Raw genomic sequence first — 24,121 nt, 5'->3', positions numbered from 1 at the left:
TTAACGGCCGAGACGGATTCTATGGTGCAGTGCAACAAAGATATTGCAATGCACAAAAATTGCCTTTATATTGCCATCATACATGAACGAGACGGCTTTCCGTCAAAGCCGCTACCGCTGAAAAGGATGGAAAATGTCCAGGACCAAGACTGCCGAGACCATCGAAAACGTTGAATTTCCGAGCTTTGACGCTTCCAAGGCCACCGACCAGATCCGCGCTTTCGCCGAGAAGGGCGTCGAGCAGTCGAAGGAGGCCTACGCCAAGCTCAAGACTGGCGCCGAGGAGACCCAGAAGGCCCTGGAGTCCACCTATGAGTCCGCCAAAACCGTTTCCAGCGACCTGTCGCTCAAGACCATTGCCGCGCTGCGCGCCAATGCCGAAGCCGGCTTTTCGCATCTCGAGGCCCTGATCGGCGCCAAGTCGCTGTCGGAAGTCGTCGAGCTGCAGACCGCCTTCCTGCGCAAGCGCGTCGAAATGACCGTCGAGCAGGCCAAGGAATTCCAGACTGTCGCCTCCAAGGCGGCAGAGGACGTCTCCAAGCCGATCAAGACCGTTTTTGAGAAAGCGATGAAAGACGTCAAGGCTGCCTAATATTCGCGCATGATCGGAAGATGTAACAAAAGGTCGCATTTTCTTTGAAATGATCGTGTGTATGATGGCAGCCATCAACGAATACCCGGTCGGCGGAACCTCCTCCCTCCGCCTCCGGGGTGACCAGCCAGCACCTCCTCCCGCTGGCTCGTAACAGGAAAAGGCCGGCACCTCCTCCCGCCGGCCTTTTTCTTTGCCTGCCGAAAGCGCGCCGCTGCGAGGAACCGACCTTTGCCTCGCAAAGCTCTTGAATTAAGATCCATTAGCCCGTATGGACGCATCGCCGAACGACAGAGCGGATCGCCGAGGGAACCTTCCACCTCGGTCCTGCTACTCAGGTCAGACGTGCCGTTGTAGCTCAGATGGTTAGAGCGCCGGATTGTGGATCCGGAGGTCGCTGGTTCGATCCCAGCCAACGGTACCATCGGCTTTCCCCATAACCGTTTGATTTTACGGCAAAAACTTGTGAGACCGAGCTCTGGGTCTCATGCCACGAACCTCCGTGTTAGGTCATGAACAGGCCGTCGCGCACCAGCGCGATATCTGGGGCCAATGACTTCTTTGCGGGGGGAGGGGCCGTCATCGCCTTTGAAAGCCTTTGAGCGCAGATTGATCACAAAATCGCTCCCGACGGAATCCCTTCCGATTCAGTCCAACGCTGAACCGCTTGTCTTATGACTTTGCATCGTTTCGAGGCCAAAGTGGGTTGCCGCCTGCGGGCCTTCACCACCCTCTAGGCGTCACCGGCAATGGCTTGGCCAAGATCTGTGACCGGCTTAAAGTGCCCGATCCGCCCCGCGGCTATTGGGCGAAGAAGGAGGCTGGGAAGCCGGTTGTCACCTTCAAGCTTCCGGCGCGGCCAGATGGTGTTCCCGATTGGACTGGCTCGTATTAGCTATTGGACGATGCGGCGGCTGGCTTAACGGCGCTGCCACTCGATGCTATCGCGCTTGCCAGATCGTGTTCTGTAAACGGCTTGTTGAGAATCTTCATCTCCCGAGCGCCCGGCAGTTCAGCGTAGCCGGTCGCTATAATGACAGGAATATCGGGCCACTTTTCCTTGATTGCATCGAATAGCTGTAGGCCTGTCATCTTCGGCATTGCGTGGTCGGTAATGACGAGATCAAACGGCTGCTCTTTTAGCAGGTCAAGCGCTGCGGCCGCTGAATGCGCCTCCGCAACGGTATGCCCGAGTTCCTCGAGCATCGCAGCGGTGTTCAAGAGCACCAGGGCATCGTCATCCACCGCCAGAATTCGTAGGGGTGTCGCCTCAATAGTTTCCTCGCTGAGGACGATCTGCTCGCGCGCAAGGTCTGACGCCGCTGTCGCCACCGGCAGCCACAGTTCCGCCGTCGTCCCTTCTCCCTTGCGACTCTGAAGGACCAGGCATCCGCCTATCTGTTCCATCATGCCATGCACCATCGACAGACCAAGGCCTGTCCCCTTGCCAACGCCTTTGGTGGTGAAAAACGGCTCCGTCGCGCGAGCAAGCGTTTCTTCGTCCATTCCCTCGCCGCCGTCGGCTACCGAAAGGCAGACATAGTGGCCTCGTGCCAAACCAGCTTTTTGGCTTTTGTTGATGTGTTCTTCCCTGGCGGAGATTAAGATCGTCCCACCGTCCGCCATGGCGTCCCTGGCGTTGACGCACAGATTAAGCAGTGCGAGTTCAATCTGGCTCTCATCGGCCATGACCCGGTTGAGTGAAAGCGGAAACTTCGTCTCTATAATAGCCCGGGAACCTAGCGACCGCTCCAACAACTCCTGCATTCCCATTATCAGTCTAACAAGATCGATAGGTTTCGGATCGAGTTGCTGCCGCCGGGCAAAAGCCAACATGCGCTGCGTCAACGACGCGCCCCGTTGGGCGCCGAGCACGGCATTATCGAGAAGGCGCGACAGCTGAGGATCGTCGGGTAGCCGCTTGCGAAGCAACTCGAGGCTGCCCAGGACGGCCATCAGCAGATTGTTGAAGTCGTGCGCGACGCCGCCCGTCAGCTTGCCGATCGCATCCATCTTTTGCGAATGAAAAAGGGCTTCACGCGCCTGATCCAATGCTTCTTGCGCCTTCTTCCGTTCGGTGATGTCACGGGTGATCTTCGCAAAACCCAAAAGCGTCCCGTCTTCGTCCCGAATTGCGTCGATGACCACGTGGGACCAGAAGCGGGTGCCGTCCTTGCGCACCCGCCAGCCTTCCCTCTCAACGCGTCCTTCGCGTGCAGCGGTCTCCAGCGCTGTTTGCGGACCACCACGCTCGCGATCTTCCGGCGTATAAAATTGCGAAAAGTGCTTGCCGATTATCTCATCTGCGGAGTAACCCTTGATGCCCTCTGCGCCCGAGTTCCAGCTTGCGACTATTCCTTCAGGGTCGAGCATATAGATCGCGTAGTCCGTCACGCCCTGAACCAGACGTTGAAACTGCTCCTGGTTTTTGCGGAGTTCATCCTCTGCCTTCTTCCGCTCGGTAAGATCGCGGGTGACTTTGGCAAAGCCGGTCAATTGGCCGCTAGGGTCGCGGATTGGATCGATGACGACATGAGCCCAGAAACGACTCCCGTCGCGGCGAACCCGCCAACCTTCGCTCTCAAACTTGCCCTCGCGGGCTGATATTTCCAGAGCCCGGGCGGGCAGTCCGCTTTCCCGATCCTCCTCCGTATAAAAGCGAGAGAAATGCTGACCGATGATCTGGTTGGACGAATAGCCTTTGAACCGCTCGGCGCCTGCGTTCCAGCTGTTCACGATTCCGGATGGGTCCAGCATATAGATTGCGTAATCGGTGACGGCTTCGACGAGAACGCGATAACGATCTTCGTTCCCGGTGTCGGCGTTGCGCTGAGTCATTCCCCCGTCCATCTACTTGGCTTAACTATCTAAAATGCCATCGCGCGATTTTTAGTTCCCGACAAAGTCAAGAAAAAGCGAACCGGCGGCAACGACCAGTCGACCGGAATTCCCGCTTGCGGCCGTCGGCTTAGCGCCCGGCGTAGCTGAGTTGGAGCTGACTACTTCTTGCCTACCGCGAGCGCGCAGCTTACAGAACAGAATTAGGAGAACCCAAGACGCTTCAGCCAAGCAGCCAACAGTCTGCCCGGTGTCATCGTTCGAACGCATTTGGATGCCCGACGATGGGCTGAGGATTTCCAACCTGGTGGCACGAGGCGGACATGACCGAGCGAAAGAAGCAGCCCGTTGTAACTTCCGGCATTGCTGGTTTGGACGAAATCCTTTGTGGCGGACTGCCAGCTTCAAATTTTTACATCGTGCAGGGCGATCCAGGCGCAGGCAAGACCACGGCGGCTTTGCAATTTCTGCGCGCCGGGGTGGCGGCCAGTGAACGCTGCATTTATGTCAGCCTTTCGCAAACCGCCGCCGAGCTCCAGGCGATCGCTTCTTCACACGGTTGGACGCTCGACGGAATTCGCGTCGAGGAACTGTCAGCTTCCGACACCCTCAGTGGCGCTGCCGATCAGAGTATTTTTCAGACGTCCGATCTTCGACTGGACGAAACGCGCAAGGCGATCGAACGCGCGATCGAAGAACATAAACCCCATCGGCTGGTTTACGACTCTCTTCTTGAAATCCGGCTGATCACCGGCGACACGCCAAGGTTTCGCCGCGAACTGATCGGCTTCAAGGCTTTCCTCGCCAGACGGGGAATCGTGGCGGTTCTGCTTGATACGCAAACCAGTGGGGGCGACCACAACGGCGAGGAGATCGAGGGGATCGCGCACGGCGTCATCCGGTTGGATAAATCGCTCGAGGACTATGGCGCCGTGCGTCGGCGTATCGAAGTCAGCAAGATGCGGGGGGTGCCGTTTGCCGACGGTTATCATGACATGGCCATTCGCGAGGGCGAAGGCATCGTCGTGTTCCCGAGGATTGTGCCCGGTTCGGTCACCGAAGTTGCCAAGCCACAACTGATCAAATCCGGGGTCGACGCCCTCGACGAGATGTTCGGGGGCGGTCAGGAATCAGGAACGATCACGCTCGTGATCGGCCAGTCAGGAACTGGCAAGTCAACGATGTCGTCACTTTACGCGACAGCTGCTCTCCAGCGAGGCGAGAGCGTTGCCCTCTTTCTGTTTGAGGAACGGCTGGAGACCTTCTTTCGCCGGTCCGAGGGCTTGGGGATGGATTTGCGGCAATTTTATGAGGACGGCCAGCTCATCATCCATGATTTCAGCCCGAACGAGATCTCTCCGGGCGAGTTCGGCCAGATCGTGCAGCGGGTGGTCAGCCGCAACAAAACGCGCGTTGTGGTGATCGACAGCTTCACCGGCTATCTGAATTCGCTTCCCCACCGCGAAAAAGCGGTGCTCGACATCCAGTCTCTCCTCAAGCATCTCGCGCGCGCGGACGTACTGACCATGCTCATTGTCGCTCAGCATGGATTGCTCGGACAGAATGTCGGGATCGACGTGGATGTCAGCTTTCTGGGCGACACGGTGCTTCTCCTTCGCATGGCCGAGCATGAAGGCAGGCTGAGACGCAACATCACGGTCGTCAAAAAGCGCCATGGTCCCCACGACCTCGATGTCCGAGAACTCTTCATCGCGAGTTCCGGTGTTTCGGTCGTTGCCTACAATCCTTTGCCTGAGACGTGAGCGACGTCGAGCATAACGGCTTGGGAACACTCGATTGGGTGCTCATTTTAGCACCCTACCGCAAGGACGCCTCCTATACGGCCTCTCTGCTGCAAGAGCGCGGCATTCGGGCTCAAGCGGCCAACACCGCAGATTTAGGGAAGCTGCTGACCGAATCTCCCGGGGTGCTTGTCGTTACGCATGAAGCACTTAATCCGGAGGCTATCGCCACTATCGCCAGGTTTCTTCAAGGCCAGCCCAACTGGTCGGAGATTCCCATCATAGTCCTGCTGGACCGACGCGCGGGCCAGTCGGGCATCCAGGCGGCCCTGAGTGCAGCCTGGCCACGTTCACGCCAGATATTCTATCAACGGCCAGTGGCGGCGCTGGAACTGATAAGCGGCATCCAGTCCGCACTCCTTACCAGAGCTCGCCAGCGCGACGTGCGCGATTATCTCGAGCGAGAGACGGAGCTGCGTCACGAGCTCAATCATCGGGTAAAAAACATCCTGGCAACCGTGGTGTCGATCTTTGATATGACGCGACGCGGCGCAATCTCGGCAGACGGCCTCGCAGAAGACTTCAAAGGACGATTGAGAGCCCTCTCGAATGTTCATTCCGCAGTCTTTGCTGCGGGCGGCGAGACGGTGCCTTTGATGGACGTCGCGAACTCAATCCTCGCGCCCTACAGATCCGAGGGACAAAGCAGCATCATCGTTGAAGGACCTGAGCTGCTGCTTTCGCGGGAGGCGGGCACAACCCTTGCTCTCAGCCTTCATGAACTCGCGACTAACGCCATCAAATATGGCGGCTTATCTCAGCCCGAAGGCAGAATCCGATTGGAATGGAAGATCGCCTCGAACTCGCAACCGACGCTGATTCTGAGGTGGACCGAATCGGGGGGGCCGCCGGTGATCGAACCCTCGAGGGTGGGATATGGGACACGGTATATGCGCGCCGCATTGACTAACTTGTTTGGAGAACCTCCTGACCTCGTCTTCGCGCCGGAAGGTCTGCGTTTCTCCGTTCGCGGTCTCCTTTCCCGCCTTTCTTCGGAACCAACTGAATAGGATGGCGCACCCCTTGAGTGTTGAACGGCGGCTCTGCGCAATATAGTGCGGCGGCACCGCGATGGCGCTACGAAGCGATCGAGGCATTGTTATTTGGTGACAGTACTGCCCGGAGGAGACGGGCTGCGGGCATGTTCGTTCCCATCGTTCCTGGTGTGCGTCGGTCCTCATCCTCCGAGGCTGATCTCCTTAGCTCAGATGGCGTCCATCAACTGCTGACGCCATGCGCTTCGACTGCCGCCACACCGCTCGTCGACGTAGAGCGTGCTGTCGCTTCAGATCGCAAGCATGATCACGCCAGCTTGCGCGCCACCGCCACAGAAGCTTCCGGTGGTAGGAGTGTTTGGCGGTCTCCCGGCCCAGCTCCCTGGCCCCCTGTCCTTGAAGCCGGTCATCAATCCCGACGCCGCTCCGCAGAGCGCACGCCGCACGTCCGCGTCGCCCCACGATGCGAAAGACGCAGCGGCATTTGCGCCCGTCACTCCAACCACAGCCTCCATCTTGCCAAATCCATCCACTCCTAGTTGGGAAGTTCGTTCTTATAGAAAACCCCACCCTTCATGACTGCCTGGAAAGATTTGCCTTCGTCGCCGAGCAGCGAGATGTCCTTAAGCGGATCGCCGTCGATTACGATCATGTCAGCATAAGCACCCGCGGCAATGGTGCCGACCTTGCCGGGCATCAGGCACAATTCAGCCGCGTTAAGGGTGGTCGAGCGTATTACCTCGATGGCCGGCAGCGCCTCTGCGCGGATATTGAATTCCAGGTTCTGGTACGGGTGCAGGAAGCCGAGATGGTCCGAGCCGTGGCAGATCTTCACGCCGGCCTTGTGCATAATCTCCAGCGATTCCGGTCCACGATCGCGCACCCACTTCAGGCGCTCGACGGCACCCGCGTCAAGTCCCAGCCTTTCTGCTTCGATGATCTGCGCCTCGTACGCGCTGATCGTAGGTGTCGAATAGGCTCCCTTCTCGGCCATGATCGCGGCCGTCTCGGGGGTGATCAGCGTACAGTGCTCTATCGATTTGATCCCGCAAGCCAACGCGCGTGCTATCGATTCGTCGGAGTGGGCGTGCACGCAAACATAGGTCTTGGCATTGTCCGCCTCCTCCTGGAAGGCGCGAAGCTCGTCCATCGAATAGGCATTCCATGAGCGTGGCATCCGCAGCTGCGCCGCGCCACCGCCGGCCATCACCTTGATGAACTGCCCGCCCTTGCGGATCTCCTCGCGCGCCGCGCGGCGGCATTCGTCGACACCGTCGACGATCTTCGACACATTGCCGAGCTGATTGTTGAAGGTCTCGGCCGAGATCAGTTCGCCGCGCTCGCGCGGGTCGGTATGGCCGCCGGACTGGACAAAGGCCTTGCCGCACATGGTCAGCCTCGGTCCCTCGATCAGACCAGTCTCGAGCGCATGTTTGAAGCCGAGCGTTGCGCCTCCCACATCGCGGATCGTCGTGAAGCCGCGCGTCAGCATGCCCTTGACGATCTTGGCCGCATGCAGCGCAACCAGTTCGTTGGGCATACGCGAACTGGTGGACGGATCTTCAGCCGCCGAATAGACGTGGACGTGGCAATCGATCAGGCCGGGCATAAGCGTCTTGCCCTTCAGGTCGATCCTGATCGCGTTTGTGTCCTTGATCGGCGCGTCGGAAACTTCGTCGATCAGACCTTCCGACACCCGCACGTGACGGTCGTACTCCCCTTCCTGCGAGGAACCGTCAAGCACGCGCGCGTTTTCGAAAACATATGAATGCATGGGGATCTCCTCTTCGATTGTCTGTTATAGCCGACCTAGTACGTCGCCCGTCCACCCGACAGGTCGAAGACCGCACCGGTGGTGAATGAATTCTCCTCGGTCGCCAGCCAGCAGATCATGGACGCTGCCTCCCTCAGTTCGAGCATGCGCCCGCGCGGAATCTTCCCAAGGATGTAGGCAATGTGTTCGGGCGCCTGGGCCATCGCCCCCGGTGTTTTGGCGACGGCGGGGGTCACGCAGTTAACGGCGATGTTGCGGTCTGCCAACTCCTTGCCCAGCGACTTGGTCAGCGCGATCACGCCGGCCTTCATCGACGAATAGGCGACCGCGTTGGGATTGCCTTCCTTGCCGGCGATGGAGCTGAGATTGACGATGCGTCCGTAGCTCTTCTCCATCATGTGCGGCACGATGGTACGGCAGCAGTGGAAGGTGCCATTGAGGCCGACCTGGAACACCTCTGCGAAGGCATCCGGCGGATACTCCCAGGTCGGCATATTAGGGCCAACGACAGCGGCGTTGTTAATTAGGATATCGACCCTGCCATAGCGCTTGAGCGTCGCCTTCGCCGCCGCCTCCACCGAGGCAAGCACACCGATATCGGCTTTCAGGCAGTGCACACGGTCGTGCTGTCCCAGTTCGTCAGCGCAGGCGCTCAGCACCGTCTCATCGCGGTCCCAAATGGAGACGTGCGCACCCGACTCGAGCATACGCTCGACGACGGCAAAGCCGATACCTTGAGCACCGCCCGTGACGATCGCGGTGCGGCCTTTGAGATCATATTGGTTCATGTATGGATGGATCCTGTCCTTTCCGGTGGCATCCCGGCTTCACCGCATCGGGCAATTTCGTTTTGTGTTTTCTGCCAAACCGGAATACGACCTTATTGGAGACAGGGCGGGCAGCGCGAAGACTTGATTGGGAATGCGTGCGTCGTGATCCGCGATGAGCCCGCGCAACTGAACGGTCGCGATCGTCGGTCCCTTCCTGGCGCGAGGATCGTGAATAGCGGTCGGGCAATCCAAGCATGGAGCTGTGTGACGAGTGCGTTTCGACCTATTGTCATTGGAATTGTTCGTTGCCGTTTGTGAAGAGCAAAGCATAGCCAAGGCCGCCGATCGCGAACACATAGCTGCGTCGGCAGTCAGCAAGCGCATTTCCGATCTCGAGGTCCGGCTGAAGACTCCGTTGTTCGTGCGCAATTCCAAGGGGCTGGAACTGACCGCAGCCGCCTATTCGCTGCTGCATCACGCGCGTGTGGTCATGCGCGATCTGCGCCAGATGGAATCCGAACTGTCCCACCATGCCAGCGGCATGCGCGGCCACGTCCGCGTCCATGCCAGCGTTTCCACCATCATCCAGCACCTGCCGCGCGATCTTGGCGAGTTCCTCGCCCTGCATAACGGCGTGCGCATCGACTTGCAGGAAGGCACCAGCCAGCAGGCCGTCGAGGCAGTGGCGGAGAACGCCGCAGACATAGGCGTGTTCGGCGGCGTTGTGCCGCACCAAGGCTTGAAGATCATTCCCTACCGGGTCGACCGCATTGTCGCTCTCGTTCACAAGGACCATCCGCTGGCGGACCGCGCGATCATCAAGTTTGCCGAATTCACGGATTTCGATCTCATCGGGCCGATGAAGGGATCCTTCCTCGACTCGCTCGTGCTACGCGCTGCCTCCGAACTCACCCGCTCGTTGCGGATGCCGGTCCGCGTCAACGGTTTCGAAACCGTATTCAGCATGGTCGAAGCCGGGCTGGGCATCGGCCTGGTGCCCGAGAAGTGCGCCGAGCGCTACGTGACCAGCGGCAACACCGTCGCCATCGTCCTTGACGAATCCTGGGCCGAGCGACAGTGGAACCTTTGCGTGCAGGAAAGCCAGACCATGCCGGCGCCCGTGCGCCTGCTGCTCAACCACCTTACCAACAGCGAGAGCCGGTAAGGCCGCGCTCATCTCAGCCACCTTCGTCGTCGGAGCGGTGGGCCGGCGGCCGTCGAGGCGCATTCGCCTATGGCGATGGACGGCTTCCGAAGGACGACTTCGAGAATTCTAGCGGCAGACCTATAAGACGCCGGACAGGGCGCGGGCCGTGGTGGATTGCGCTCCTGTGAAATCTATCTGGAGAAACAGGACGTGAAAATCGCGGTACTTCCCGGCGACGGAATCGGCAAGGAGGTGACCGCCGAGGCGGTCAAGGTGTTGCGCGTACTCGCCGGCGAGGGCCTCGCCTTCGAGATGATAGAAGGCGTCATCGGTGACGAAGGCATTCAGACGGTCGGTGATGCGTTGCCGAAAAAAACGCTTGAGCTCTGCCGCGAGGTCGACGCCATTCTGCTCGGCGGCACCGGTGTGCCCGCCGACGAACACCGTCCGCCGGCCGAGGGTGCTGGCAACGGGCTGTTGCGGCTCCGGCGGGCACTGTCGCTTTATGCCAATTTCCGTCCGGTGCTGCTCTATCCCGAATTGCTCGACGCATCCACACTGAAGCCGGAAGTGGTCGAGGGGGTCGATATGTTGATCCTGCGGGAGTTGAATGGAGACCTCTATTTCGGCGAGCCGCGCGGCATCTCGGTCAATTTGGCCGGCGAGCGCGAAGGCATCAATACAATGCGCTACACCGAGAGCGAGATAGAACGTATCGCCCATGTGGGATTTCAGGCGGCGCGGAAGCGCAGCAAAAAGCTGTGCTCTGTCGACAAGTCGAATGTGCTGGAGACAATGATGCTGTGGCGCGAGGTGATGACCCGCGTCGGCAAGAACTATCCGGATGTGGAACTGACACATCTATATGTCGATGCGGCTTCCATGGCGCTGATCCGCAATCCCAGGCAGTTTGACGTCATCGTCACCGGCAATGTCTTCGGCGACATCCTCTCCGATGCCGCGGCGATGCTGGCCGGTTCGATCGGCATGCTGCCGTCGGCCTCGTTGGGTGCGGGCAACAAGGGGCTCTACGAGCCCGTCCACGGCACCGCGCCGGACATTGCCGGCCGCAACATCGCCAATCCGCTTGCGGCAATTCTCTCGGCAGCGCTGATGCTTCGCTATTCCTTCTTCCTGGAACACGAGGCGGCGCGCATCGAGGCGGCAGTCCGCTCGGTGCTTGGCGCCGGCTACCGCACCGCCGACATCATGCGGCCCGGCTGCCGTCAGGTCGCCACCAGCGAAATGGGCGACGCCGTTGTGGAGGCCTTCCAGGCTCAAGCCAGCACGCGGGCGGTCGGCTGAGATTACCCTATCACGCGCGTCGGGGCCCGGGCATATCGATTTCACGCTTTCTGAGAGACCGAAAATCCCGGGCAGACGTTCAACTGGAGTGGGGCACGCGATGAAATTGCTGCGTTATGGCGAGCCGGACGCGGAAAAGCCCGGCATTCTCGACAGCGATGGCCGGATTCGCGATCTTTCCGGTCATGTCGCCGACATTGCCGGCCGGACGCTGTTTCCCGAGGGTCTCGATGCGCTGCGCACCCTGGATATGGCAACCCTCCCGGTCGTCGGCGGCAATCCGCGCGTCGGTCCTTGTGTTGCCGGCACCGGCAAATTCATCTGCATCGGGCTGAACTACTTGGACCGCGCGGAAGAAACCGACGCTGCGGTGCCGCCTGAGCCGATCATCTTCATGAAAGCGACGTCGGCGATCATCGGGCCGTGTGACCCGGTCGAGATTCCGCGGGTTCCGAGAAGACCGAGATGGCGACGTATGTCTCCGAAGACAACGCGATGGACCATGTCGCCGGCTATTGCGTGGTCAACGATCTGTCCGAACGCGCCTTCCAGGCCGAACGACAAGGCCAGTGGACGAAGGGCATGTCAGCCGACACTTTCGGCCCGATCGGTCCATGGCTGGTCACAGCCGACGAGATCTCCGACCCGCAAGCCCTGAAAATGCATCTCGAGGTCAACGGCAAACGCTTTCAGCACGGTTCGACGGCGACCATGGTCTACGGCGTGCGCTACCTGGTTCTATCTGTCACAGTTCATGAGCCTTCGTCCCGGCGACATCATCTCCACCGGCACGCCGCCCGGCGTCGGGCTCGGCCAGAATCCCAATGTCTTCCTCAAGGCCGGCGACATTATTACCTTGGGCATCGAGGGCCTTGGCGAACAGCGACAGGAATGCATACAGGCGTAGCGGACCCGGCGAACGGACGCCGAGACCGCCGATTTCGAAACCTACCGGAGCAGGCATGCATTTCAATTTTTCCGAGCTGAAGCCCATCGAGCGCTACAAGCTCCTGTCCTCCACCATCACGCCCCGTCCGATCGCCTGGGTTTCCACCATCAGCGAAACCGGCGAGCGCAACGCCGCGCCGTTCTCCTTCTTCAATGTCTTCGGTGAGGAGCCGCCGGTGGTCGGATTCTCGATCAACGACCGGACGCCGGGTGACCGCAAGGACACCGGCCGTAACGTCCGTGCCACCGGTGAATTTGTCGTCAACCTGGTCGATGAGGACCGGTTGCAGGCGATGAACGCCACAGCCACCGAATACGGCCCAGGCATCGATGAATTCAGCGCCTCGGGGCTGACCTCCAGTCCGTCGCTGTCGATCGGCGCGCCACGGATCGTAGAAAGCCCGGTATCCTTCGAGTGCAAGCTGATGCAGATCGTCGAGCTCGGCCCGTACCGGTCCCTGATCCTCGGCCTCGTGCAAATCATGCATATCCGAGACGATTTGCTGATCGATCCGGAACGATTCTATGTCGACACCGGGAAGATGCGCATCGTCGGGCGCATGCAGGGTAACGGCTACATCATTTCCGACGACATTTTCGACGTCGCCCGCCTGCTGCCCTGAGCCGGACCACCGTTCAGCTTTTGGATATGGGACGCGGCCGGCAACGCCGATCGGCTCTTGGGATTATTTGACTGGAGAGCCGAGATTGAGCCATGGCACCGCTTCCGCCGAGGCCTTCTCATGATTTTCGATCGCCGGAAGTTCCGCCAGCGTATCGTCGATAAAATCGTTGCCCTTGAGCAGCCGATCGCGGTCGGAATCTGAAATCTCGAACGGCACTCTGCCGAGCCGTCGATTCCTGAGCTCGCGCCTTTCCAGGTCTACGGTGAAGTGCGCTTCCTGCGGGTTGGCGGCCGCGCGCAGGCATTCTGCCAACGCCTCTTCGCTGATGGTCGCGGGAACAATGCCGTTGTTGATGCAGTTCGCCTTGAAGATATCGGCGAACATGGAAGAGATCAGGCAGCGTATGCCGAACGATTTCAATGCCCAGGGCGCGTGCTCGCGCGACGAGCCGGAGCCGAAATTGCGGCCGGCGATGAGGATCGTCGCCTCGTCGTAGGGTTCCTTGTTGAGTATGAAATCCGGATTCGGTGTGCCGTCCGATCTGTAACGCAGGCTGTGGAACAGGAACGGTGCCATCGCGTTGCGATCCGGCTTGCGCAGGAATTGCTGGGGATAGATCAGGTCCGTGTTGACGTCGGACATCGGAAAGGGCGCGGCGATGCCGCTGTGCCCGGAGATCGGTTCCATGTTTGCCTCAGATCAGTTCGCGCACATCTGTTAGGTGGCCCGTGACCGCCGCGGCGGCGGCCATGGCTGGGCTCATGAGATGCGTGCGCGCCCCGCGCCCCTGTCGCCCTTCGAAATTGCGGTTCGACGTCGAAGCGCAGCGTTCGCCGGGCTTCAGCCGCTCGCCGTTCATCGCCAGACACATCGAGCAGCCGGGCTCGCGCCAGTCGAAACCGGCCTCGATGAATATCCGGTCGAGACCCTCCTGCTCCGCCTGCTCCTTGACCGACCCCGAACCGGGCACGATCCAGGCGCTCGTGCCATCGGCCACCTTGCGCCCCCGCACCACGGCGGCCGCGTCACGCAAATCCTCGATGCGGCCGTTGGTGCATGAGCCGATGAAGACGTGGTCGATGCGGATGTCGGTCAGCGCCTGCCTGGGCTGCAGGCCCATATAGTCGAGCGCCCCCTGGGTACTGGCCCGCTCGCTCTCGCTATCGCAGGACGATGGATCTGGGACCTTGCCGACGATCGGCAGCGATTGACCGGGGTTGGTGCCCCAGGTGACGAAGGGTATCACGTCGGCTCCGGCGATTTCGACATCCGTGTCGAAGATCGCGTCCGGATCGGATTTCAGCGAGCGCCAGCATTCCGCCGCCCGCTTCCACATGTCGCCCTTCGGGGCGTATTTGCGCCCCTCCAGATAGGCAATGGTCTTCTCGTCGGGTGCCACCATGCCGGCGCGCGCACCGCCCTCGATCGACATGTTGCACAGCGTCATGCGCTGTTCCATGGTCAGCGCCCGAACCGCCTCGCCCTGGTATTCTATGACGTGGCCGGTGCCGCCCGACACGCCGATCGTGTGCAGGATCGACAGGATCAGGTCCTTCGCCGTGGCGCCGCGGGGAAGCTCGCCCTTCACGTTGACACGCATCGACTTGGACTTGCGCTGCACGATGGTCTGTGTCGCCAGCACATGCTCGACTTCGGAGATGCCGATGCCGAAAGCGAGTGCCCCGAAGGCGCCGTGGGTGGAGGTGTGGCTGTCGCCGCACACAAGCAGCGCGCCAGGCAGCACAAAGCCAAGTTCCGGCCCGATCACGTGGACGATGCCCTGGCTGCGGTTGCCGACCGAATAGACGTCGATGCCGGCCTCGCGGCAATAGGCCTCGATGTCCTGCACCATCTTGCGGGCGTCCTCGTCCTCATAGGCGATCCCATTGACGCGGGGAGTCGTGGGGACGACGTGGTCGGCAACGCCGATGGTCAGGTCGGGGCGATGCACCTTGCGCCCGTGCGTACGTAGGCCTGAAAACGCGTAGGTCGCGACACCTTCGTGAACCAGATGCCGGTCGACGAACAGAATGGCCCTGTTGTCGCTCAGCGGCTTGACGACATGTGCATCCCAGATTTTTTCATACAGTGTCTTCGCCATGGTAACCTCTTCGCGACGGCGCCTGGCTGCACACGTCGCGGACGCTCGCTGGACGGCGCTTGCGGCTGGACACCAGACGCTCGTCGCCGGCGAGTTCCCCGCAGGTAGCAGGCCACCAGCAATCTAGAAGTCGGCTCAGACGTCTTGAAGGCTCATTTCGACATGCGTCCGTCGCGAACCACGATGCAGATCACGTTATCGCCCAGTCGATCGTGCCGGCCCAATCGCCTCGGTAAGTCAGCAAGTTGGCCGGATGGGTTCGCTCTCTCCGGCCCCATGAAACGCATAGCGCCGGCATTGCCCTGGTAAGGCTCCCAGCGACCTTGGAAGATTGGTCCCAAGGTCAATTCGGGCGCGGCTTTTCAATGGGAAATCCGACGAAGCTGTCAAACGCCAAGATGATCGAGCAGGCTTTGTTCCTCGTCGGCCATCTGGAGCTTCGTCAGTTCCTTCAGGATTTTCCCGTTCTCGATCACGTAGTACCTGTCCGCGACCTCGGCCGCGAACTGAAGATTCTGCTCTACGAGCAGAATTGTCAGCCCGGTCGACTTGACATCCTTGATGATCGCGCCGATCGCATCGACGATCACCGGGGCGAGGCCCTCTGTCGGCTCGTCAAGCAGCAGGAACGACGCGCCCATGTAAAGAGGGCGCGCTATCGCCAACATCTGCTTCTCTCCTCCGGAGAGCGACGCCGCCTTTTGCGAGCGCCGGGCCTCGAGGATTGGAAAATGCCGGTAGATCCGCTCGAGCGGCCATCCCATGCTTCCATGTGGCCGACCGATCGTCAGGTTCTCGTAGACGTTCAACGTCGAGAATATGCCGCGGTCCTCCGGCACGAAGCCGATCCCCGTCCTGCAGATTCGCTCGGGTGAAAGGTCGATAATTTCCGAACCGTCGAAATGGATGCTCCCCGTTCGGCGCGGTATATCGCCGATGATGGATTTCAGCAGAGTGGTCTTGCCGGCGCCGTTGCGACCCACCAGCGTAACGACCTCGCCCGCTTCGACGGACAGTTCGACGCCCTGCAATATATGGCTTTCGCCATAATAGGCATCGAAATTTCTTATCTCCAGCATGCTCAATGGCGTTTTCCCAGGTAGGCTTCGATCACGCGGGTGTCTTTGCGCACGTCGTCATAGCGCCCGCGAGCGAGGAGAGCGCCCTGTTGCAGCACGATGATTTCGTCGGCGACGTCGGCGATAACTCCAAGGTTGTGCTCCACGACGATGATCGTGCGCTCGGCTGACAGCTGAGCGATCAGCTCGGTCGTGCGGGACACGTCCGTGGTCGTCATTCCGGCAGTCGGCTCGTCGAGAAGAAGGATCTTCGGGTGTGCCGCCAGTGATATCGCGAGTTCCAGAGCCCGCTTGCGACCGTAGGGAAGATCACTCGCCGGCCGCCCGCGCAGAGATGGCGGAATGCCGACCTGATCCAGCAAGGCGTTCGCTTCAGGTCTGTGATTGTCGTGCCAGTCGGCCTTCGCGAATGCCTTTATGCCTCCATCCGCCCGCTGCTGCACCGACAGGACGACATTGTCGATGACCGTCAAGTTGGGAAAGATGCTGGTAATCTGGAAACTTCGCACGATCCCGCGCCTGGCAAACTGCTCGGAACGAAAAGGCGTCATGTCTTCACCGTTGAACAGCAGACGGCCACGCCTGGGTCGATAGAAACCGCTCAGGATATTGAACAGGGTCGTCTTGCCGGCGCCGTTCGGCCCGATGATCCCGTAAACCGGCTTCTTCTCGAACGTCAGGCTGATGTCGTTGATGGCTGTGAAGCCACCAAAGCTCATTGTGACAGATTGCAATTCGAGCAGGGGCATGTCCGTCGGCCCCACCCCGCGCACGGAGCTACTAACGCCAGGATCAGGCATCGGCCACGTCTCCGGTTGCTACGATGCGCTTCGGTTTTTCCGCCATATCGGATGAAGCGGCGCGGTCGACCGAATGATGCACGAGTTCGCCCAGTATCCCGCGCCGGAACAGCAGCACGACGGCCACGAACAGAAGGCCGAGGAACAGGCTGCCGTTGTCTGTGATCGACGACAGCGTGTTGCGCATGAGCAAGACGATGCTGCTGCCGAGAAACGGGCCGAAGATGGTGCCGGCACCGCCGAGAAGCGTCATCATGATAGGCTCGCCCGAGGCGCGCCATCCGACCATCTCAAGCGTGACGAATTGATGGTTGAGGGCATAGAGGCCACCACCGATCGAGCACACCAGGGCCGAAGACACATACGCCTTCACCCTCAAGCCGTAGACGCTGTAGCCGACACTCGTCATGCGCTGCTCGTTCTCGCGGGCGCCGAGAAGCGCAAGGCCGAAAGGCGACTTGAGAAGCCGGAGGATGGCGTAGATCACCACCACTGCGGCGGCCAGGCAAAAATAATAGAAGATCCGGTCGTTCTTGAGATCCAAACCCAACAGGGTCGGGCGAACAAGTCCGTGCAGCCCGTCCTCGCCGCCCGTGTAGTCGGGGAACTGATTGACGACGAAATAGACGATCGACGCGAACGCAAAGGTGATCATGGAGAAATAGATCCCCTTCTTCCTTGCGACGACGAAGCCGAAAAGCAGGCTGACGATCGTACTCAGGACGACACCGCAAAGCAGCGACAGCACCATCGGAACCCCGAACTTGACCATCAGGATCCCGGTGACATAGGCGGAGGTGCCCCAATAGGCGGCCTGTCCGAACGAGAGCAGCCCGCCGAACGCGAACAGCAGATCGAAGCCGAGCGCAAACAGTCCCCAAAGAACGATGTCGGTCGCAAGGACCGGATAGACCAGCCAGGGAAGCACAAGGGCCGCCGCCAAGGCGATGAGAGCGGCAGGCCGACTAAGGAACACACGCCGGGCACGCTCGGTCATGGGCGTGTAATGCAGTGCGAAATGCGAGATGTCGATGCCTTGGAAAATCCCGCCGGGACGCACCAGAAGCACGCCGAGCATGAGGATGTATATGACCGCGGAGGCCGCCGGCGCGTAGAAGATCGCCGCGATGGCCGAGACTAGGCCCGACGCAAAGCCCATGATCGCCGATCCGGCGATCGAGCCCATTCCGCCCGCGACGACCACGGCGAAGACGAAATTGATCATCTCCTGTCCCATGAACGGCGACACGTTGCGCATCGGGGCGGAAAGCGCTCCCGCCAGTCCTGCCAGGGCGGAGGCGAAGAAGAACGTGCCGGAAACAAGAAGGGGCACGTTGCCGCCGAAGCATTTGAGGAGATTGGGCCGCTCCGACGCCGCCCTGATCAGCGCGCCCAGGCGCGTCCGTTCAAGCGCGAAATACGTGCCCACGCACAGAACGATCGACACCACGACGACGAAGAGACGGTACTTCGGATACGAGGCGAAGCCGAGGCTCACGGCGCCCTTGAGTAGGTCCGGCACAAGGTACGGTGCCGACGTTACGCCGTAGAATATCCGAACGACGTCCTCGATGATGAGCGAGAGACCAAAGGTCAGGATCAGGATGTAAGCGAGATCCAGGCCATAAAGACGGCGGATGAGCAGGCGCTCCATAAGCACGCCGAACAATCCGACCAGAACAGCCGAGATAAGAAAGCCCAGCCAAAGCGAAACACCGAGATGCGACCCCAGAATCACCGCGATGATTGCGCCCAGCATGAACATGGCGCCATGCATGAAATTGACCACGCGCATCATGCCGAAGATGATGCTCATTCCCAGGCTCATCAACGCCAGGACGCCTCCCGTCACAAGTCCGTTGAAGAGCAAAATCGCATAATAGGACATTAGCCGGCCTCGGTTGCGTTACGGATGAATGCGCCCCGCCTTCGGTGGTAAGCCGACGGCGGACCACATGTTCTTCCGTTACCAATCGTGCTTGCAGGTGCTTTCTGCTTCCGGGTAATATGCTTCGCCGCCTGGAACCGATCCGACGATGTTGAAGAAGTCGCTGTCCTTCTTGACCTCCGACGCGGGCTTGACCTGGCCGATGAAGGTACGCTTCACCACAAGGTGGTCGCGTTTGCGCATGAGCGCGTCCTTCGTGAACATGTCGCTGAAACGCCGGCCTTCGAGGGCCTCCGTCACCTTGTCGGGATCATCCGTGCCGATGTCCTGGACGGTCTTCAGTACTTGATAAACGGCGGAATAGTTGCCCGCGTGTATGTCACCAGGATAGAAGTTCAGCTTATCGTGGAAACGTTTCGCGAATTTTCGGGCTTCGTCGTCTAGATCCCAATACCAGATCAGAGCGGCGTTCACGCCGGCCCAGGTGTCGGGCCCGAGAGCCTTGACATCGGACAGGTTCAACTGCCCTGGAACGATCTTAATGCCGGCATCCATCAAGCCGAATTCCCGAGCCTGCTTCACCGCGTTGCGCAGATCCTGCCCAGACTCGAGTATGCCGATAGCCTCGGCGCCGGCCGCCTGCGCCTTGAGAAGATAGCTCGAGAAATCATCGTTCGGAAACGGCACCATGTCCACGCCGACGATCTCACCACCATTCTCCTTGACGGCCTTGGAGAATGAATCCAGCAGCGACTTTCCGAAGGCAAAGTCGGCCGTGATAAAATACCACTTTTTTGTGCCGTCCTTGGTCATTTGCTTGACCGGCGCCGACATGGCCGAGGTATCGTACCCGTAGTGCCAAGTGTATTTGCCGCAGGCTTCATTGGTTAGCGCCGTGGTGCCCGGGCTGACAAAGGTCGTCAGAATGTGCCTTTCGTTGGCCAGCTTGGCTATGGCGATGGCGGCAGCGGAACTCGACACGTCGGTTATGAGATTCACACCCTGCGAGTCTATAATTTCGCGCGCCTTGTTAACCGAGAGTGCCGGATCAAGCTTGTTGTCAACGACGATGACGTTGATCGGCACGCCATTGACCTTTCCGCCGAAGTCGTCGACAGCCATCTTCGCAAATTCGACGTCACCGGGACCAGATGTCTCCGAATAGACCGACGAAAGATCGGTCAACATCAGAATATTAAACTGCTTGCTCTTCATCTGGGCGGACGCCGGGACAACACCGGCGGCAGCGGCAGCCACCAGAAGACCAGCGGCGGCCAATGATTTTATCTGCATTTCAACTCCTCCTCCTTGGAAATGGGCATCCCCAGCCGTGAGCCACTCCAGTGACCTCATCTTATTGTCATCCAGTTTCTAGCGGCAACGGAAGCAACGGGAGAAGTCGCATATGGGCAGCACGTCATCGCGTTTGGAGATGCACCGTACGGTGCCCATCGCATCGCCGTGACAAGTTCTGCAACATCAGCGGTAGAACCTCCAAATAATTTGCACGTGCGCTGAGCGTTGCCGCGTTTCGCTGCTCGCGGCGACCCTCCGATGGCCTAGCCACACTGGCAGGCGGGCCGTGGCCGTATGTAGTTTTGCGGGCCGACCCGGCGGCAGGCCGCGTGACGGATCATTGGAATCCACTCGCTAGGACGTGGAGCAGAAAGTGACGGATAAGCTCCTGGACATGACTCGAGAGGAGGCTACGCCACCAAGCGTGAAGGGAGCGAAGAAGGAGTGGGTTCCGTAGCGATAGCGCTTGTAAACGCCGCGACCGGCATCTAAACGCCGGCCGATGCCCCGCATCCTGGGCCGGGCTGAAGCGATGGGCGTTTCCAACGCCGTGCTGGACGAGTTGTTTGCCGCCGAAACAGTGATCCTGGCCACCGGCTTCATCAACTTCAACATCTCCTCGACGCTGAAGTTCTGGGTCGATCACTTCGCCCGTTCCGGCAAAAGTTTTGCGTTGGCGACGACGGCCACAAGGCCTCGTCATCCACCTCGAAGGCGTCGCCCAGGAACCTGAGGCGGTCACCGAAGCATTCGCCAAGCGACCGCCAAGGTCGACGCAGTGGTGGCCAGCCAGCAGGTTGCTGCGGCTGCGTAAACCACCGACCATCCGATCTCGAAAGGCAGGCGCTCCGCGCCTGCCTTTTTTCATCAAGTATCCCTTGCGTCCGCCTGCAACCCGGACAACGGCGGCAGCACGACAGCCGGATGCCGGCCTTCGCGTAGCATCAGTCCGAGGCTGTAGTCGACGGCCAGTTTCACCGCCCCCAGCGCCGTGCCGCCATCTTCAAGCGAACTGACGGCGATCCGTGTGGGCCATGCAAGTTCCGCTGCCACGTTTCTAACGCTTTCCGTCATCAGCGGGTTTCTGCCGACGCCGCCGCCAAGCACGATCAAGCCGGGGTCAAGCATGCCGATGCAGCCGGCCGCCAGCCTGCCGATATCGGCGGCATGACGCTCGACGGCCATCATAGCCGGCTGTGAACCTTCAAGCGCGCGCGCGAACAGACCCTTCGCCGAGTCCGGCGGCGGACCGTCCCCTGTGGGCCAGTCGACACGGCAGCGCTCGATCAGCGCCCGCGAGCCGAGATAATTTTCGAGCCCCTCACGATAGGGCGTTTCGTTGGCTGACCACGGAAACGGCATGCGGCCAATTTCGCCGGCCGCACCCCCGGCGCCGCGAAATAAGCGTCCCTCGGTGATGAAGCCGAGCCCGACCCGCACGCCAACCTGCAGGAAGGCGAAGGTCTGGTGGCCTTGCGCGGCGCCAAAATGCATTTCGCCGATGGCCGCGCAATTAACGTTGTTCTCCAGGATGATCGGCACCTCGATGCTACGGCGCAGCAGGCCAAGCACGGCCGCCGGCCCACCGGGGCGGTCGAAACGATCGTTGGAGACAATGCGTGGCACCGCCACGGCAATGGCGCGCAGCGCGCGAAAACTCTTGCCGACCTTGGCCATTGTGGCATGCGCCACCGACAGGACGATGGCGCCGACCTCGTCGGCATCGCCGGCCTTGGCTTCTGGAATCGGTTCTTCTGCCGACGCCAGCTTCTGTGTGTCCATCGAATAGGCAATCGCCCGCACCTGGGCGGCGCCGACATCGACGCCGATCGCGTAGCCCGCACCCGGGCCGATGCCGTAGATCGTCGCCGTGCGGCCAATGGCGCCGCGTTCCAGACCGCGCGAGGCAACGAGGCCGAGCGCGCTCAGTTCCGACACGGCGGCCGACATGGTCGGCTTCGACAGGTCGAGCATGGCGCCGAGCTTCGGCCGCGTGACCGGCCCATGCGCGGCGAGCACGCGCAGCACGGCTCGGGCGCTGTCGGTCAGATTGGGGATTTCCGCAGCCGCCATCTCAGCCGTTCGACCTTTGCCCTGGAATCCTGTCTTGGGTCGGTGCAGCCAATACGCCGCCACGACTCAAAGTCGCATCCCGTCCTCAATGCCCCATTGACGACCGGTTTGGCAATTTCCCCGATGTCCGCAAAGGATGTCAGACTTCCGTCGGCGACCATGGCTTCAGCTTGGTATCGGTCTGCCGGTAACGGAAAACGATGTCGGTCAGGCCGGCAGCGTCCTGCATGTCGCCGACGACAAGCTGGATGGCGATGATCTCCAGAATGGCATCGGCGATGTTATTGCCAAGGGCCGGGATGGAAATCACCACCAGCCTGCCGGTCGAAACGACATCCATACGCCGCGTGATCAGCACCGATGAGCAGCCGAAGCCGGCGACATCCTGCGCGATCTTCACCTCACGGCCATCGCCGATGGCGATCAATCCCGTCGCCGCATCCTGCGATTCCATCGGTCCATGCAGATAGTTAAGCGTATCCCATCCGGATGCCGGCACGCGGACCGCCTCGCGGATCAGCATCGCCGCCTCGCCGGCATTGGCGAAGCCGACGTTGGCGCCGACGATATCGATCGACGTTCTGCCCTGCAGCAGCCGTGCCGCCTGGCCGGCAACGTGTTCCGCACCGGAGAGGAGGGTGGTGACCGCGCCGGGCAAACGCGACCAGTCGAAGCTGTTGCCGGCAAGCCGGTCGATCAACATGCCAAGCCCAAGCAAGGTTCCGGTATAGCCGGTCGAGCTGGCGCCATTGTCGTCGCCCGAATCCGTGGCAAGAACGGCACCGATCAAATCAGCCAGCGGATTGTCGCTGCCACGGCAGACTGCCAGGCGTGGCGACGCGGATGCCTCGTGCATGACATCGAAAATTTCACGGCTCTGCCCGGAGGCCGACAACGCGATAAAGGCATCGGCGGCCACATCCGTGCAGCCATAGAGATCTGTCGGCGTATATGCGAAGGCCCTTATGCCGGAGGCGCGCAGATAAAGCGCGCCGGCCAGCGCCGCCTGGTAGCTGGCGCCAATGCCGGCAAGCCCGATCGTCTTGCCGGCAAAGGCTTGGAGGTCGAGGCCTTCGAGAGCCGCGGCGACTGAGCGCCTGCCGATCTCGAGGCTTTCCGTCTGGCGCGCCACCGCCTGGCGATAGCCAATACGCTTCATCATTCAAACAGCTCCAATGTGTGAGGATAGCCCTTGGTCGACGAGCAGCCGCCGGGCCAGGGCGACGCCGCCGAGCACCGGCGGCTCGCGCAGCAGCAAAATCTGGCTCGACGGCGACACTTTCGCCATGGCCTCGACGAATGCCGTCATCAACATCGGCTGCTCCGAGATGACACCGCCGCCGGCCACGACCAGGGCAGGATCGGCGCCGCGTTCGATCAACAGTTCGACCAGCGCGGCAAGTCCTGCCCCACCTTCCCTGATAACGCGGATGGCCAGAGCCGATCCTGCGATGGCCGCGCCGAACACGGCATTGGCATAGCGCCCCCAGACCGCGGCACCGCGCGTTTCGTTGAGCAGGATGCCGAGCTTGGTCTGGTCGTCGGTATTGAGTTCGCGCATCAGTGCGGCAATCAGCGGGTCACCATCCTCGCCCCTGTCGAGGCTGTGGCGGATCGCCTTGGCGGCTTCGCGTACCAAGGCCGGCGCACTGCCCTCATCGCCGAGGATCCAGCCCCAGCCGCCCGCCGCCAGCATCTTGCCTTGGGCCGTGCGCGCCACCGCGATGGAACCTGTGCCGGCGACGACGCCGATGCCGTCGGCATGGCCGGCGGCGGGCACCATCAGTTCGGCATCGTTGACCACCTGCACCGCGCCGCCGGTCCTGCTCGCCAGCAGCGCCTCGAAGCGCAGGCATTGTTCACCCGTATCGCAGCCATGCGCGCCGACCGCCAGCGCGGCGGGCGAGACGCCACCACACAACCCGGCAACGATGTCGGCGAGCCTCGTGGCATCGGTCTCCATCTGGCGAATACGCCAACTCTCCGTCACCAGCACCTCGTCGGCGATCGTGCGCTCACCCAGGCACGCCATGATGCGCGTCTTGGTGCCGCCTATATCCACGCCTGCAATGATTTTCTCAGCCACC

The 24,121-nt window shown here is 60.8% G+C and carries 18 protein-coding genes, 1 tRNA gene and 2 pseudogenes; 9 read left to right on the top strand and 12 right to left on the bottom strand.

Annotated features, from left to right (window positions below; all coding sequences use genetic code 11):
* Window positions 1-133 precede the first annotated feature (133 nt).
* Together LB532_RS28420 and LB532_RS28415 are read left to right on the top strand one after the other, a co-directional pair.
* Window positions 134-592: a phasin gene (locus LB532_RS28420; protein WP_140643141.1), complete on the top strand. Its 459-nt coding sequence runs from the start codon at window positions 134-136 to the stop codon at window positions 590-592.
* A gap of 347 nt (window positions 593-939) precedes the next feature.
* A tRNA-His gene (locus LB532_RS28415) sits at window positions 940-1,016 on the top strand.
* Window positions 1,017-1,483: 467 nt separating this feature from the next.
* Here the strand turns inward: LB532_RS28415 and LB532_RS28410 are convergent.
* Window positions 1,484-3,430, bottom strand: a complete 1,947-nt coding sequence (locus LB532_RS28410; protein WP_181169523.1) for a PAS domain-containing sensor histidine kinase — start codon at window positions 3,428-3,430, stop codon at window positions 1,484-1,486.
* A 323-nt stretch (window positions 3,431-3,753) separates the two neighbouring features.
* On the opposite strand from LB532_RS28410, the gene LB532_RS28405 reads away from it, so the two are divergent.
* Window positions 3,754-5,193 carry an ATPase domain-containing protein gene (locus LB532_RS28405; protein ID WP_140643138.1) on the top strand — a complete coding sequence of 480 codons (1,440 nt, stop codon included), beginning with the start codon at window positions 3,754-3,756 and terminating at the stop codon, window positions 5,191-5,193.
* Window positions 5,190-6,242 carry a sensor histidine kinase gene (locus LB532_RS28400; RefSeq protein WP_140643137.1) on the top strand — a complete coding sequence of 351 codons (1,053 nt, stop codon included), beginning with the start codon at window positions 5,190-5,192 and terminating at the stop codon, window positions 6,240-6,242. The genes LB532_RS28405 and LB532_RS28400 overlap by 4 nt, the downstream gene beginning before the upstream one ends.
* A 520-nt stretch (window positions 6,243-6,762) precedes the next feature.
* Here the strand turns inward: LB532_RS28400 and LB532_RS28395 are convergent.
* A complete protein-coding gene (locus LB532_RS28395; protein ID WP_140643135.1) occupies window positions 6,763-8,001 on the bottom strand; it encodes a metal-dependent hydrolase family protein in 1,239 nt (412 codons plus the stop codon).
* Between the two features lie 35 nt (window positions 8,002-8,036).
* Window positions 8,037-8,789: an SDR family NAD(P)-dependent oxidoreductase gene (locus LB532_RS28390; protein WP_140643133.1), complete on the bottom strand. Its 753-nt coding sequence runs from the start codon at window positions 8,787-8,789 to the stop codon at window positions 8,037-8,039.
* Window positions 8,790-9,042: 253 nt separating this feature from the next.
* Between LB532_RS28390 and LB532_RS28385 the strand changes: the two genes are divergently transcribed.
* From LB532_RS28385 to LB532_RS28370, 4 genes and pseudogenes are all read left to right on the top strand, one after another.
* Entirely contained in the window at window positions 9,043-9,936 is an 894-nt protein-coding gene (locus tag LB532_RS28385) for a LysR family transcriptional regulator (RefSeq protein WP_140643131.1), read from the top strand.
* Between the two features lie 192 nt (window positions 9,937-10,128).
* Entirely contained in the window at window positions 10,129-11,223 is a 1,095-nt protein-coding gene (gene leuB / locus LB532_RS28380; RefSeq protein ID WP_140643130.1) for a 3-isopropylmalate dehydrogenase, read from the top strand.
* A gap of 100 nt (window positions 11,224-11,323) precedes the next feature.
* Window positions 11,324-12,130, top strand: a pseudogene (locus LB532_RS28375) (fumarylacetoacetate hydrolase family protein).
* 55 nt (window positions 12,131-12,185) lie between these two features.
* Window positions 12,186-12,794 carry a flavin reductase family protein gene (locus LB532_RS28370; protein WP_140643128.1) on the top strand — a complete coding sequence of 203 codons (609 nt, stop codon included), beginning with the start codon at window positions 12,186-12,188 and terminating at the stop codon, window positions 12,792-12,794.
* Between the two features lie 63 nt (window positions 12,795-12,857).
* Here the strand turns inward: LB532_RS28370 and leuD are convergent, their stop codons facing one another.
* The 6 genes from leuD to LB532_RS28340 all read right to left on the bottom strand — a co-directional run bounded on the left by leuD (window position 12,858) and on the right by LB532_RS28340 (window position 19,958).
* A complete protein-coding gene (gene leuD / locus LB532_RS28365) occupies window positions 12,858-13,484 on the bottom strand; it encodes a 3-isopropylmalate dehydratase small subunit (RefSeq protein ID WP_140643127.1) in 627 nt (208 codons plus the stop codon).
* Between the two features lie 7 nt (window positions 13,485-13,491).
* Complete coding sequence (leuC, locus tag LB532_RS28360) at window positions 13,492-14,898, bottom strand: 3-isopropylmalate dehydratase large subunit (RefSeq protein WP_140643125.1); 1,407 nt, start codon at window positions 14,896-14,898, stop codon at window positions 13,492-13,494.
* 386 nt (window positions 14,899-15,284) lie between these two features.
* Entirely contained in the window at window positions 15,285-15,977 is a 693-nt protein-coding gene (locus LB532_RS28355; RefSeq protein ID WP_140643123.1) for an ABC transporter ATP-binding protein, read from the bottom strand.
* A gap of 2 nt (window positions 15,978-15,979) precedes the next feature.
* Window positions 15,980-16,777, bottom strand: coding sequence for an ABC transporter ATP-binding protein (locus tag LB532_RS28350; protein WP_140643121.1), 798 nt, complete (start codon window positions 16,775-16,777; stop codon window positions 15,980-15,982).
* Complete coding sequence (locus LB532_RS28345) at window positions 16,770-18,665, bottom strand: ABC transporter permease (RefSeq protein WP_140643119.1); 1,896 nt, start codon at window positions 18,663-18,665, stop codon at window positions 16,770-16,772. The genes LB532_RS28350 and LB532_RS28345 overlap by 8 nt, the downstream gene beginning before the upstream one ends.
* A gap of 78 nt (window positions 18,666-18,743) precedes the next feature.
* Window positions 18,744-19,958, bottom strand: coding sequence for an ABC transporter substrate-binding protein (locus tag LB532_RS28340; protein ID WP_181169521.1), 1,215 nt, complete (start codon window positions 19,956-19,958; stop codon window positions 18,744-18,746).
* Window positions 19,959-20,481: 523 nt separating this feature from the next.
* On the opposite strand from LB532_RS28340, the pseudogene LB532_RS30290 reads away from it, so the two are divergent.
* Window positions 20,482-20,775, top strand: a pseudogene (locus LB532_RS30290) (NAD(P)H-dependent oxidoreductase); the annotation flags it as partial.
* Between the two features lie 53 nt (window positions 20,776-20,828).
* Here LB532_RS30290 and LB532_RS28330 read toward each other — a convergent pair.
* From LB532_RS28330 to LB532_RS28320, 3 genes are all read right to left on the bottom strand, one after another.
* On the bottom strand, window positions 20,829-22,034 hold the full coding sequence (locus tag LB532_RS28330; protein WP_140643114.1) for an ROK family transcriptional regulator: 1,206 nt from the start codon (window positions 22,032-22,034) through the stop codon (window positions 20,829-20,831).
* Between the two features lie 139 nt (window positions 22,035-22,173).
* Complete coding sequence (locus tag LB532_RS28325; protein ID WP_140643112.1) at window positions 22,174-23,196, bottom strand: SIS domain-containing protein; 1,023 nt, start codon at window positions 23,194-23,196, stop codon at window positions 22,174-22,176.
* Entirely contained in the window at window positions 23,197-24,120 is a 924-nt protein-coding gene (locus tag LB532_RS28320; protein WP_224557523.1) for a BadF/BadG/BcrA/BcrD ATPase family protein, read from the bottom strand.
* Window position 24,121: the final 1 nt, after the last annotated feature.

This window comes from Mesorhizobium sp. ESP-6-2, from assembly GCF_020164675.1.
Lineage (GTDB): Bacteria > Pseudomonadota > Alphaproteobacteria > Rhizobiales > Rhizobiaceae > Mesorhizobium.
This window is presented reverse-complemented; position numbering and strand designations above follow the sequence as displayed.